This window comes from uncultured Roseivirga sp. (assembly GCF_963973945.1).
Lineage (GTDB): Bacteria > Bacteroidota > Bacteroidia > Cytophagales > Cyclobacteriaceae > Roseivirga.
Map to the genome: position 1 here is coordinate 232,731 of NZ_CAXBBV010000002.1, position 11,975 is coordinate 244,705.

The following is an 11,975-nucleotide window of genomic DNA, read 5'->3' on the forward strand; positions in this document are numbered from 1 at the left end:
AATAAGATAGAATGAGAAGAATACTAGGATTTTTGATAGTGATGATGATCAGCAGTATGCTGAATGTGGCGCAGGCGCAAGATCCAAAAGCCGTGTTAGACAAAATGAGTGCAACCTACAAAGCCATGCCTGGCTTTGAAATAGAGTTTGTACAGAAAGTAATGAATGAGTCAGAAGTTCTAGATAGGTTTTCTGGAAGTGCGGCAGTTTCAAAAGAGAAGTTTATGATCAAGTTTAGAGATCAACACATTTACTGCAATGGCCCTGTGCTATGGACGTATTTGGTTGAAGCACAAGAGCTGACCATTACAAACTTTGAACCTGAAGAAACATTTATTAACCCCACCAATATCTACGATATTTATAAAAAGGGTTTTACATACACTTACAAGCGCTCCGAAAATATGGGAGGTACTTTGGTAGATGTGATTGAATTGATTTCTACAGACGAAGACAGCGATTTTACCAATATCATCATGTACATCGATAAAAATACAAGCTACCTTAAAGCTTGGGATTTGATTGATTATGATGGAATTAAAACCTCTTTTGAAGTGGCCAATTTTAAGCCAAATCAAACTTATGCCGCTGGCTTTTTTGAATTCGACCCAAAGAAAAACCCGGTACAACACACCGAAGACTACAGGAACTAAATGACCAGAGCAGAGCTTTTCGGCCAAATTCAGAAAAAGAAATCCTTTTTGTGTGTTGGCTTAGATACCGACCTGAATAAAATACCCAAGCATTTATTAGATAGCGAAGACCCGATCTTCGAATTCAATAAGCAAATTATAGACGCTACGGCTCAGTATGCCGTGGCTTATAAACCAAATATTGCTTTTTATGAAGCTTACGGTGTTAAAGGCTGGCAAAGCTTAGAAAAGACAATTGCTTACATCTCTAAAGATATTTTCATTTTGGCCGATGCCAAGCGAGGAGACATTGGCAATACATCTAAAATGTACGCCAAGGCCTTCTTTGAAAACATGGATTGCGATGCAATTACTGTAGCTCCTTATATGGGTGAAGATTCAGTAAAGCCTTTCTTAGAGTTTGATAATAAATGGGTGATTCTGTTAGCCCTTACCTCCAATGCAGGAGGTAAAGACTTTCAGAATTTAGAACTTACTCAAGGAGGCGAGCTCTTTGAAGAAGTGCTAAGAAAGAGTCAAGAATGGGGTACAGAAGATCAACTTATGTATGTAGTTGGTGCAACTCGCGCAGAAGCATTGACAAAAATTCGTAAGATTGTTCCAAATCACTTTCTTCTTGTTCCAGGAGTGGGCGCGCAAGGCGGAAGCTTAAAAGATGTAGCTCAGTATGGCATGAATAGCCAATGTGGACTTTTAGTGAATTCGAGTAGAGGTATAATTTACGCTTCTCAAAATCAAGATTTTGCTAAAGTAGCTGGCGAGAAAGCCCATGAGTTACAGTTAGAGATGCAACAATATTTATCTGATTTTTTGTAATTTAAAAAGCTAAAAGGCTTTTTAATGTTACCAGAATCCTTTCTTCATTTCGTTTGGCGATTCCAATACTTCAATACCTCTGCGCTGAAGTTGGTTTCTGGTGACCAATTAGACATAATAAAAACTGGTCACCTCAATCATTTGGCAGGCCCAGATTTTAAGGAAGCACAAATAAATATTCAAGGCATTCAATGGCATGGCTCCATCGAAATCCATGTCAAGTCATCCGATTGGTACGCACATAAACATCAAGATGATCTCAACTATGATAATGTGATTCTTCATGTAGTTTGGGAAAACGACAAGCAGACACTCAATGGAGAAGGTAACCTTATTCCTACACTAGAGCTAAAAGGCTTGGTAAAGCCAATGGTTTTAGAACGTTATCAAGCTTTACTCAATAATGGAGATTCTGTTCCCTGTGCTCGACACCTGAATAACACTAAATCCATTACCAGACTTTCTATGTTAGAAAAGGCTTTGGTGGAAAGAGTAGAAGAGAAAGCAAAAAGCTTTAATACTATTCTTGAAGAGAATTCGCAAGACTGGGAAGAATCTGCTTACCACTGGTTGTCCAAAGGTTTTGGATTCAAAACCAATGCTGATAACATGCTGCGCTTAGCGCAGAGTATTCCTTTAAAAGTACTTACTAAACATTCAAATCAGCTATTTCAGATTGAAGCACTGCTTTTTGGCCAGGCTGGTTTTTTGGATGTTGATGTAGCTGACGAGTACGCCTACCAGCTTCAAAAGGAATATAGGTTTCTGAAAACGAAATATCAGTTAAAACAAAAAGTTGGTTATAACGAATGGCATTTTTCTAAAGTAAGGCCAGCCAACTATCCAACCATAAGAATTGCTCAATTGGCAGCGCTGGTAATTACCTACCCACACATTTTTGCGTTCTTTTCTGGAATCGAAAACCGAAAGGAGGCGATTGATAAATTGGACGTTCTACAATCGGATTATTGGTGTACGCATTACGCCATAGACAAGAAATTGGGTAAGCGCTTGGGAGGTCTGTCAAAGAAATCAAAGGAAAATATTATAGTAAATACCGCTATTCCTTTTTTGGCTGCATTGGCCAAATACAAAGACGACAATGCTTATTTAGATAAAGCGTTGAACTTACTTTCATCAATGAAAGCGGAAAGTAACCACATTACAGAGTTATGGAAAACCTTGGGCTGGAACGTATCTTCTGCCTTCGATAGTCAAGGGTTGATCCAGCTCCATAATGCCTATTGCATGCCAAAGAAATGTATAGAATGCAATATTGGGATATCACTGGTGCGTAACCCTATAGCTTAGCTTGCTTAGAATTTCACTCAAAAAAAGCTAACTTTGCCGCCCGAAAAAGGAGAAACTATGGAAAATCCAGTAATCATATTTGGTGCGAATGAAATGGGCAAAGCTGCTCTCGAAATATTTGAGAGTAACAGCGTTGTGGTATACGGCTTTCTGGATGACGATGAGTCGAAGCATGGGCAAGAATTAAGCGGAGTTTCTGTTTTAGGGAAAACCGATGACGATGGCTTTTTGAAGTTGATTGGCAAAAAGTGCGAAGGTTTTATTGCAGTAGACGACCGTGACCTTAGAAAAGGCTTGGTGAAACTGATGGTCGAGCGAAGAAAGAAAATGCCTGTAAACGCAATTCATAGAAATGCTGAAATTGCTACTTCAGCTCACATTGGGCATGGCAACTTTATAAATAATGGAGTGGTGGTAGGCTCTAATGCTAAAATTGGAAATCACTGCTTACTCAATACCAATTCAACTGTTGACTTCAGTGCTACCTTGGGAGACCTTGTTCAAGTAGGAGCAGGAAGTGTAATTGGAAACGAGGCTGAAATTGGAGACAATGTATTCATTGGTTCAGGTGTTACAATTGTCTCAGGTATTAAAATAGGTAAGGGAGCTAGAATTGGAGCAGGCTCTGTGGTAATAGCAGAAGTAAAAGCCAATGCTACCGTATTCGGCAACCCAGCCAAAGAAGTGTAACGAGTTAGTTTTTTAAATTTTTGATGTACGAAATTAGCTGAGTAAGATTCTTAATTCTAAAATCAAACATCTACAATAGAACAATAATTCACCCTACTTGAAATAGGGCACGAGCTATGGAAAAACAATATTCAATTTTACTGTATTACTGCTATGCCGACATCCAAGATTATGAGGCATACAGAGAAGAACACCACCTCTTTTGTGTTGAAAATAACTTACGTGGTAGAATTATCATTTCGCCAGAAGGCCTAAACGGAACGGTTTCTGGACTGAAAGAAGACTGCGAAAAGTATATGGACTATGTACAGTCAGACGCCCGTTTTGCAGATACAGAATTTAAGGTAGAAGCCCACGATAAAATGGCCTTTGCCAAACTACATGTTAGAGTTAAGCCTGAAATTGTACACTCTAGCCTAAGGCACATTAATCCTCGACAGAAGACTGGTACTTATGTAGAACCAAATGAATTCAAAGAAATTCTTAAGAATCAGCCAGAAGACACCGTGATATTAGACGTTCGTAGCGACTATGAGCATAGCGTTGGTAGATTCAAAAATGCACTTACTTTAGATATTGAAAACTTTAGAGATTTCCCTGAAAAGGTAAAGGAAATAGAAGGGCTGAGAAACAAGAAAGTAATTACCTATTGCACAGGAGGAATCAAATGCGAAAAAGCTAGCGCTTATCTTTTAGAACAGGGTTTTGAGAACGTTTATCAACTTCATGGTGGAATTATCAAATATGGTATTGAAGCTGGGGGCGAAGACTTTGAAGGGAAATGCTACGTATTCGACAATCGAATTACAGCAGATGTTAACTCCGTAAACCCTTCGATAATTTCAAAATGTCATGTTACTGGTGCGCTTACAGATAGAATGGTGAATTGTGCCAACCCAACTTGTAATGCGCACATTCCGATGTCGGAAGAAGCTGGTTGGCTAATGGATGGATGTTGCTCAGATGAGTGCCGCCAAAGCCCTGAAAGAAGACCTTACGATGGAACAGGCTACTACCAGAAGAATACCAACCATTACAACCCATTAAAAGGGGTAAAAAGAGAGCCAGCCAAAATCAATTAATGTGAAGCAAAGGAGAATTCCGGAATCAGAATTGATTCTAACCGATAAAGGTGCAATTTATCATTTAGGGCTTCACCCTGAAATGGTTGCGGATACGGTAATTGTTGTAGGAGATCCTTCAAGAGTTGCTAAGGTTAGCAAGCATTTTGATAAAATTGACTTCCAAGTCAGTAACCGAGAATTGGTTACCCATACAGGAGAGTTAAACGGTAAGAGAATTTCAGTCATTAGTTCTGGAATGGGAACCGACAACGTTGAAATTCTCATGACCGAGCTTGACGCTCTAGTTAATGTTGATTTGACTAAACGTGAGATTAAGAGTAAACTCAAAACCCTTCGTATTATTAGGATAGGCACATCTGGCTGTATGCAGCCAGATATTCCGTTAGACTCTTTTCTGGTATCAAAAGCAGCTTTAGGAATGGATTCTCTGATGTCGTTTTATCCTTGGGTAGAATCTGAAGAGGGACAAGTCATAAGTAATAAAGTACAAAGAACATTAGGACTGCCTAGCAAACCCTATTTGGCCGAAGCTTCGCATTTGCTTTTGAACCAGTTTCAAGGGCCTAACATGCACAGTGGAGTAACAGTAACCTCTCCTGGTTTTTATGCACCGCAAGGCAGAGAGATTAGACTGAAACCGTTTCTCCCTGATTACCTTGATAGGCTTTCAAAGGTGAGCACTTCAATGGGTAGAATTACCAATTTTGAAATGGAAACTGCGGGCTATTATGCCATGGCTAAAATGTTAGGTCATAATATGATCAGCTTTAATGCCCTGATAGCCAATAGACCAAACGAACAATTTTCTCCTAATGCTGAAAAAACGGTTAACGACTTAATTCAGTGGGTGGTTGAGAGACTTTGACAGTTCTGTTATTTTTTCGGCTTTAATTTCCCCTGAAGTAGCAAGTTAAATTGCTCACACGACAATACTCCATTGGTAGAATAGGGGCAAGTTCTGTAAATGTTTTCACCTAGCCGATCCTTTGTAGTAATAATGTCATCGCCTTTACAAACGGGGCAGACTATACTTTCATGCTCCGAACAACTGATTGTGTTTAAGTAAAAAAACTTGGTGTTGGTTTCTATATTTTCTCCAGTGCTTCTATTTGCCCTAAACTCATTTTCTGATTTATCCAGTAATGCAATTACTTCATCTGAATATTGACCAGTAGATCCTTTTAGTTCTAAGTACTTACTGAGCCAATCAATACTTTGACTATAATATTTGAGGTAGAAAGAGTTTTTTCCAAAGTAGTAACAAAAGTCAGCCGAAAGCACACTGATTTGATCTAGTGCCACCATAAAGTATTTATCGGCTTCCAGATACTTCTCTTGATTCATATAAGTAACCGCAGTATCTATATACCTTCTTGGATCTTGAAATAGATGGCTTTCTTTTTCTTGCCCAAATAGATTTTGAGCCACAATGAAAAGAAATATAGTAGAAATGAAGAGTTGCCTCATAGCGAATATTTAAACGCCTAAATTAAGAAAGTTTAGACATTAAAAAGCCTCGGAATTACCGAGGCCATACCTTTTAACAGTTTTTGTGAACTGTTAGAATTCATTTTAGAATTCTACTTCGTGCTTTTCTTCAACTTTGGCAGAGCAAATTTTTTGCTGGCCAATGTCGCGATGCCAATTCCCGTGGCAACAATTGCGGCTGTGAATAATAATGTTTTAGCTCTCATTTTCCTTTTATTTGGGGTACTTGTAATCCTTAGACAACCTTTATGCCAATAATGTTCCTGCCCGGAGAATATTATTTTATCGCCTTTGGTTTACAACCTACTAACAACCCAAAAAGGTCTTCTCCCTTACCTCAAATTCATTTAAATTTTAATTTAATCGAAGATTTTTAAGACTAACGCGAGACACTCTAAAAATTAGTTTTCCATTGATCAAGTATTGCTTTTTATCCCTGCTAAATGATCTTTATATTTCAATAATCAACCTGTTATCTTATGAAGATTAGAAATTACTTATTTGCACTCCTGAGTTTTGGTTTCTTTTGCAATCCTCTTTCCGCTCAACAAACCGCTCCTCCCCAAACCGATGCTAGATTTTATGATATTGTTCAGTCGGCTTCTCCTGAAAGAATTGAAGCAGATATTCGAAAGCTCGTCAGTTTTGGTACACGAAATACTTTCTCTGACACGGTTTCTCAAACTAGAGGAATTGGAGCTGCTAGAAGATGGATTAAATCAGAGTTCGAAAAAATATCAAAAGAATGTGGAGGTTGCCTAGAAGTTTTTTATCAGAAAGATTTTGTAGAGAAAACCGAAGGAAGTCGTGTGCCACATTCTGCTTGGATTGTTAACGTAGTTGCGGTTTTAAGAGGAACTGAGTACCCAAATAGTTATGCAATGATGTCTGGCGATATCGACTCTCGTTCGTCTAATACTATGAATTTTGAGATTGATGCCCCTGGTGCAAATGATAACGCTTCAGGAATGGCGGGTACAATAGAGGCTGCTCGTATTCTTTCTAAGTATAAATTCAAACACAGTATTGCTTTTGTTGGGCTATCAGGCGAAGAGCAAGGTTTATTTGGCGGTGCTGGCTTGGCTAAGTATGCGCAAGAAAACAATTGGGAGATTGTTGGGATACTGAACAACGACATGATTGGTAATATTGAAGGAGTTGATGGCGTAATTAGCAATCGCGATTTCAGGATTTTTTCTGAGCCAACTCCAGCCAATGAAAGTGAAGGACTAAGACGGGCTCGCAGAACCGTTGGGGGAGAAGTAGATGGTAACTCCCGACAGTTGGCTCGTTTTATTCATAAACAAGTACAAACCTACATGCCAGAAATGAATCCAATGATGATTTATCGTTTGGATAGATTTGGTCGTGGAGGCCACCACCGCCCTTTTAACGATTTGGGTTTTGCAGGAGTGCGAATTATGGAAGCACACGAAAACTATGTGCGCCAGCACCAAGATCTAAGAACCGAAAATGGAATTGAATATGGAGATGTGATTGAAGGAGTGAATTTTGAGTATGCTGCAAAGCTTACCGCGGTAAACGCTATTTCTTTAGCAGGTTTGGCTTGGGGCCCAAAAACACCTGAAGATGTACGCATTGGTGGTGCTGTTCAGCCTTCAACAACATTGCAGTGGAAAGAGTCTAATGACCCTAATGTAATTGGTTACAAACTATATTGGCGATTGACCACTTCACCTACTTGGGACAACTCTAGATTTGTTTCTGGGGTAAATGAATTTACCCTTGAGGGAATCGTAATTGATAACTACTATTTTGGAGTAGCGGCTGTTGCTAAAAACGGAAGCGAATCACCTGTGGTATTCCCTTATCAGCAGATGAGAAGAAGATAGGATGAGAAGATAATATTGAAGTGAAAGCGGCTTATGGCCGCTTTTTTTATGCCCCAGCAAGGGTAAAGCTAGCGGTTAAGCCTACACTAAAGTTTCTTGGAAGAGACTGAACTCCAAAAATAGCTCTGCTGTGTAAGCCTTTCTCTTCCAAAACATTCACAAATAAATCAGATGCTCCATTGGCAACTTTAGGCGATTCATCCCAATTTTCACCAGCCTGAAAGTAGATGTCTATATGGTTTAAGCCTACTAGCCTATCGAAACCCACTTTGCTGTTGATTTGAGCCAGCACATTCAAAGCACATAGTTCCATAGCGCGATAACCTTCTTCTGTGCTCATATTGTCTCCTAGCCTTCCTTGATATAGGTATTCATTCCCTACTATAGGAAACTGAATGGCTACATAAGCAATATTTGCCCTAATATTTACTGATGTGTAATTACCTCCAGGAGTAGAAACTTCAGGAAGTGCAAGCTTAAGGTTTCTGAGATTTTCTAGCGGATTCATATTGCTAAAAACTTTGTTTAATCATTTTATAATTATTGATGCGGACACCATCAATTTCTATCCAATTTTCTTGAACTACACTAAAGCCATTTAATTCAAAAAAGGGTCTAGCGGTTTTGCTTACATTGGAATAAAGCTCTTTGGTGCCAAGTCGAATGGCTTCTTCGTTTAAGCATTTATAAAGTTGGTTGGCAATACCTTTCCTAAGGTGCTTAAAATGGACATACATCATGTCGATGTAACTGCCATTTTCTAGAGAAGAAAAGCCTACAATTACACCATTACTTTCAGCAACAATAAAAAACTGCGAAGCAATTCGCTTTTCCCAACGCTCATTATTTTGAGCAGCAGCTGCCCAAACTTTGATTTGTTCTGGAGAATAATCATTGATACAACTGTGCTCAATAGTGCTTTTATAGAGCGCTTGGAGTTCAGGAATGTCAGTAAGTCGGGCTCGTCTTAGGCTCGTCATGTTTTTACCCAAACAAATCACTGCTTAAATACCTGTCACCGCGATCGCAAACAATATGAACAATGATACCTTCTTCTATCTCTGAAGCAATTTTGAGCGAAGCATGTAAAGCGCCACCACTGCTCATGCCAGCTAAAACGCCTTCTTCTTTGGCCAGTCTTCGGGTCATAATAGTCGCCTCTTCTTCACTTACATCAATTACTCGGTCTACTCTATGCGGCTCGAAAATTTTAGGGAGAAATTCTGGAGACCATCTACGAATTCCCGGAATACTTGATCCATCTGTAGGTTGTGTGCCTACAATTTGAACATTAGGGTTTTGCTCTTTTAAATAGCGAGAAACCCCCATTATTGTGCCAGTTGTGCCCATGGCTGAAACGAAATGTGTGATTTGACCTGCGGTATCACTCCAGATTTCAGGGCCAGTGGTTTTATAGTGTTGACCATAATTGTCACTATTGGCAAACTGGTTCAACATAAAATAGTCTTCATTTTTAGCCATTTCCTCAGCCAAAGTACGAGAGTGCTCTATGGTTTTTTTAGCAGGAGTGAGAATAACTTTGGCCCCATAGGCTTCCATGCTCAATACACGTTCCCTAGTAGAATTGTCGGGCATAATGAGTGTCATTTCAACCCCCATAATACTTGCAATCATGGCCAAGGCTATGCCTGTATTTCCGCTAGTTGCTTCTATTAGTTTATCTCCTGTTTTTATCTCTCCACGGTCCATTGCGCCTTTGATCATACCATAGGCTGCCCTGTCTTTCACACTTCCTCCAGGGTTGTTGCCTTCTAGTTTTCCATAGATTTTCACCTTTGGGTTATTGTGAATATGCTGGTACTCAACTAGGGGAGTATTGCCAATTAGTTCTTCAATTTTCATGCGCTTTGACCTTTGAAAACAATGGTTTCTTTTTCTTCATTATTGCTCATTTGAGCCTTGTAGTAAATCTTGGAAAATGCTGGTACACTTCTAGTTAACCAAACATTGCCTCCTATAACTGAATTATGCCCTATTTCGGTGTTTCCTCCTAATATTGTAGCTCCAGCATATATCACTACTTGATCACCGATGGTAGGATGCCGCTTTGTTTTGGCATCTCTCTTTTCTACACTAAGTGCACCAAGCGTTACTCCTTGATAGATTTTGACACGATCACCAATGATTGTGGTCTCACCAATTACTACTCCGGTTCCATGATCTATACAGAATGAATGACCGATGGTGGCACCAGGATGAATGTCAATTCCTGTTTTGCTATGGGCATATTCAGAAATGATTCTGGGGATCAAACTAACTTTGTGTTCGTAAAGTAGGTTAGCTACACGATGTGCCGCAATGGCAAAAAAACCTGGATAGGTTCTTACTACTTCAGTTCTACTTTTCGCTGCAGGGTCACCTTCATACAAGGCGGTAACATCTTCTTCCAATCGATTATGCACCTCTGGTAAACTATCAAAAATCAATTGTGTTAGTTCACTTGGATCATCCTCAGATTTTATCGGGTTCTTAGAGAGTATTTGGTCTAATTGAAGTTTGAGTTTTTCTATGTGCAGCTCAAACTCTCTATGAGAGCTAAAGTTTTGTTTCGAAAAATCAGGAAATAGTACGGCCAATAGATCGCTGAACCAATGAGCTACAGTTTCAGGAGAAGGGCAGCTAAGGCAGGCTTGTTGGCGAACATATAGCTTATTGATAAATTCTCGATTCATGATGGAATAATGGATTTCTGTTAGAAAGAGTTCATGCTAATTGAGATGTTATTAAACCTATTTCTTCTCACGTATTTATAAGAAAAGAGTTAAAAGGAGTGCAATTTAGTTCAAGAATCAACAAATGATAATACACCAGATACTAAGTTTTTGCTCTTAGAAATAAAGGGAGCGGTATAGCGTAATCAAAGTCTTAAGAATATCGATCCATATCCTTCATAAAGCGTCTTCTATCTCTGCGTTGGTTCATGTTTACAAGAAAGAATAGGAGTGGGCCAATCAAAAATGCCGTAAACAAGGGCAATTGAAATACTCTTGATTGGTTGCTTTTACGTGCCGATCGCTGTTTTAAGAATTGAAGAAAGCTGATGGTGTAAACCGCCAATATTAAAGTGCAAACGATAATCCATGTAGTTGTACTCATACTCAAAAATACGAACTATTGGTAATTGTAGTTATGCCAGTATAGCTGGGCTTACATACTCTAACGAGTAAACTTTGTGGTTTCCTTTCTTGCCTTTTACTTCGATTTCATACTCGCCATTTACTATACAACAGGACTCAAATTTCTTAAAAAGTGCCTCTGAAATTAGAAAGTCAGTGTTTAGGGTTTTGTTGGCTTGTTCAATACGCGAAGCAAAATTTACGGTGTCGCCTATGGCAGCTTCTTTTTGCATACCTTCTATTCCGATTGTACCCCAAATGACTTTACCAGTGTGGGCTCCTAAACGGATTTTAAATGAGGAGTTAACTAAATCGTGTACCTCTTCATCGAATTTACTTATGGCCTTTTGAAGCTCGAAGCCAGCGCTGATTACATTTTTAGTATGGTTAGGCTGGTGATCTAGGCCAAAAATGGCCAAGAAACCGTCACCATAGTAGTCAACAATTCGGCCATTATGCTTTTTAATAATATTGCCTGCAATGTAGAAGTAGCGGTTTAGTACATGCACTACATCATAAGCGGGAGTACGTTCACTAAAGGCCGTATAATCGGCTATGTCTACAAATAGTACTGAGGCATCAACTACTTCTCCCAAGCTTCGAGGAGTGCTCGATTGGCCTGAGCTTAGAATGATGTTTTTGTCTATCTCATCGAGCACTAATCTACGTGCTTTTACAGGCCCACATACTGTAGTTTGACATGCCAACCTTATTTTTGAGCCGAGTTGGAGTGCGTCTGCTAACTCTTGCTCTTTTTTGTTTCTAGGGCTTACGTTTTCTATTCCTTCGTCAATATAAACTCTGCAGGTAGAGCATTTGGCTTGTCCGCCACAGGCATGTACATGGTTGATGCCTTTTTTGAGTGAGGCATCCAAAATTGTTTCGCCATGCTCGCAGTCTACTGTTAGTTTATCTGAATTGAGGATTAGTTCAGCCATAAAT

Annotated in this window: 14 protein-coding genes; 7 read left to right on the plus strand and 7 right to left on the minus strand. The window is 39.3% G+C overall.

The window, feature by feature from the left end; all coding sequences use genetic code 11:
* Positions 1-11: 11 nt before the first annotated feature.
* The 6 genes from AAC026_RS05330 to AAC026_RS05355 all read left to right on the plus strand — a co-directional run bounded on the left by AAC026_RS05330 (position 12) and on the right by AAC026_RS05355 (position 5,420).
* Positions 12-653 carry an outer membrane lipoprotein carrier protein LolA gene (locus AAC026_RS05330; RefSeq protein WP_339605749.1) on the plus strand — a complete coding sequence of 214 codons (642 nt, stop codon included), beginning with the start codon at positions 12-14 and terminating at the stop codon, positions 651-653.
* The gene (pyrF, locus tag AAC026_RS05335) at positions 654-1,469 is read left to right on the plus strand and encodes an orotidine-5'-phosphate decarboxylase (protein WP_339695659.1); all 816 of its coding nucleotides are present in this window, start codon (positions 654-656) and stop codon (positions 1,467-1,469) included.
* A gap of 24 nt (positions 1,470-1,493) precedes the next feature.
* Positions 1,494-2,780, plus strand: a complete 1,287-nt coding sequence (locus AAC026_RS05340; RefSeq protein WP_339695661.1) for a DUF2851 family protein — start codon at positions 1,494-1,496, stop codon at positions 2,778-2,780.
* A 57-nt stretch (positions 2,781-2,837) separates the two neighbouring features.
* On the plus strand, positions 2,838-3,470 hold the full coding sequence (locus tag AAC026_RS05345) for an acetyltransferase (RefSeq protein WP_339695664.1): 633 nt from the start codon (positions 2,838-2,840) through the stop codon (positions 3,468-3,470).
* A gap of 116 nt (positions 3,471-3,586) precedes the next feature.
* Positions 3,587-4,552, plus strand: a complete 966-nt coding sequence (locus tag AAC026_RS05350; protein WP_339695667.1) for a rhodanese-related sulfurtransferase — start codon at positions 3,587-3,589, stop codon at positions 4,550-4,552.
* 1 nt (position 4,553) lies between these two features.
* Positions 4,554-5,420, plus strand: a complete 867-nt coding sequence (locus AAC026_RS05355) for a nucleoside phosphorylase (protein ID WP_339605744.1) — start codon at positions 4,554-4,556, stop codon at positions 5,418-5,420.
* Positions 5,421-5,428: 8 nt separating this feature from the next.
* Here the strand turns inward: AAC026_RS05355 and AAC026_RS05360 are convergent, their stop codons facing one another.
* On the minus strand, positions 5,429-6,022 hold the full coding sequence (locus AAC026_RS05360) for a hypothetical protein (protein WP_339605743.1): 594 nt from the start codon (positions 6,020-6,022) through the stop codon (positions 5,429-5,431).
* A gap of 500 nt (positions 6,023-6,522) precedes the next feature.
* Here AAC026_RS05360 and AAC026_RS05365 point away from each other — a divergent pair, with 500 nt between their 5' ends.
* Positions 6,523-7,896, plus strand: a complete 1,374-nt coding sequence (locus AAC026_RS05365) for a M28 family peptidase (protein WP_339605742.1) — start codon at positions 6,523-6,525, stop codon at positions 7,894-7,896.
* Between the two features lie 46 nt (positions 7,897-7,942).
* On the opposite strand, the gene AAC026_RS05370 is transcribed toward AAC026_RS05365, so the two are convergent.
* The 6 genes from AAC026_RS05370 to AAC026_RS05395 form a co-directional block, all read right to left on the minus strand.
* Positions 7,943-8,404 (minus strand): RidA family protein, encoded by a 462-nt coding sequence (locus AAC026_RS05370; RefSeq protein ID WP_339605741.1) that lies wholly within the window; start codon positions 8,402-8,404, stop codon positions 7,943-7,945.
* Between the two features lie 4 nt (positions 8,405-8,408).
* Positions 8,409-8,876 (minus strand): GNAT family N-acetyltransferase, encoded by a 468-nt coding sequence (locus AAC026_RS05375; protein WP_339605740.1) that lies wholly within the window; start codon positions 8,874-8,876, stop codon positions 8,409-8,411.
* A 4-nt stretch (positions 8,877-8,880) separates the two neighbouring features.
* Positions 8,881-9,759 (minus strand): cysteine synthase CysM, encoded by an 879-nt coding sequence (gene cysM, locus AAC026_RS05380; protein WP_339605739.1) that lies wholly within the window; start codon positions 9,757-9,759, stop codon positions 8,881-8,883.
* Positions 9,756-10,589 carry a serine O-acetyltransferase EpsC gene (epsC, locus tag AAC026_RS05385; protein WP_339605738.1) on the minus strand — a complete coding sequence of 278 codons (834 nt, stop codon included), beginning with the start codon at positions 10,587-10,589 and terminating at the stop codon, positions 9,756-9,758. The genes cysM and epsC overlap by 4 nt, the downstream gene beginning before the upstream one ends.
* 193 nt (positions 10,590-10,782) lie before the next feature.
* Positions 10,783-11,013, minus strand: a complete 231-nt coding sequence (locus AAC026_RS05390) for a hypothetical protein (RefSeq protein WP_339605737.1) — start codon at positions 11,011-11,013, stop codon at positions 10,783-10,785.
* 31 nt (positions 11,014-11,044) lie between these two features.
* Positions 11,045-11,971, minus strand: coding sequence for an adenylate/guanylate cyclase domain-containing protein (locus AAC026_RS05395; RefSeq protein ID WP_339605736.1), 927 nt, complete (start codon positions 11,969-11,971; stop codon positions 11,045-11,047).
* Between the last annotated feature and the right edge of the window lie 4 nt (positions 11,972-11,975).

What these genes read in the sequence shown, in the direction of transcription:
- AAC026_RS05330 (WP_339605749.1), top strand. Translation starts at nt 12, where the DNA reads ATGAGAAGAATACTAGGATTTTTGATAGTGATGATGATCAGCAGTATG.
- pyrF (WP_339695659.1), top strand. Translation starts at nt 654, where the DNA reads ATGACCAGAGCAGAGCTTTTCGGCCAAATTCAGAAAAAGAAATCCTTT.
- AAC026_RS05340 (WP_339695661.1), top strand. Translation starts at nt 1,494, where the DNA reads ATGTTACCAGAATCCTTTCTTCATTTCGTTTGGCGATTCCAATACTTC.
- AAC026_RS05345 (WP_339695664.1), top strand. Translation starts at nt 2,838, where the DNA reads ATGGAAAATCCAGTAATCATATTTGGTGCGAATGAAATGGGCAAAGCT.
- AAC026_RS05350 (WP_339695667.1), top strand. Translation starts at nt 3,587, where the DNA reads ATGGAAAAACAATATTCAATTTTACTGTATTACTGCTATGCCGACATC.
- AAC026_RS05360 (WP_339605743.1), bottom strand. Translation starts at nt 6,022, where the DNA reads ATGAGGCAACTCTTCATTTCTACTATATTTCTTTTCATTGTGGCTCAA.
- AAC026_RS05365 (WP_339605742.1), top strand. Translation starts at nt 6,523, where the DNA reads ATGAAGATTAGAAATTACTTATTTGCACTCCTGAGTTTTGGTTTCTTT.
- AAC026_RS05370 (WP_339605741.1), bottom strand. Translation starts at nt 8,404, where the DNA reads ATGAATCCGCTAGAAAATCTCAGAAACCTTAAGCTTGCACTTCCTGAA.
- AAC026_RS05375 (WP_339605740.1), bottom strand. Translation starts at nt 8,876, where the DNA reads ATGACGAGCCTAAGACGAGCCCGACTTACTGACATTCCTGAACTCCAA.
- cysM (WP_339605739.1), bottom strand. Translation starts at nt 9,759, where the DNA reads ATGAAAATTGAAGAACTAATTGGCAATACTCCCCTAGTTGAGTACCAG.
- epsC (WP_339605738.1), bottom strand. Translation starts at nt 10,589, where the DNA reads ATGAATCGAGAATTTATCAATAAGCTATATGTTCGCCAACAAGCCTGC.
- AAC026_RS05390 (WP_339605737.1), bottom strand. Translation starts at nt 11,013, where the DNA reads ATGAGTACAACTACATGGATTATCGTTTGCACTTTAATATTGGCGGTT.
- AAC026_RS05395 (WP_339605736.1), bottom strand. Translation starts at nt 11,971, where the DNA reads ATGGCTGAACTAATCCTCAATTCAGATAAACTAACAGTAGACTGCGAG.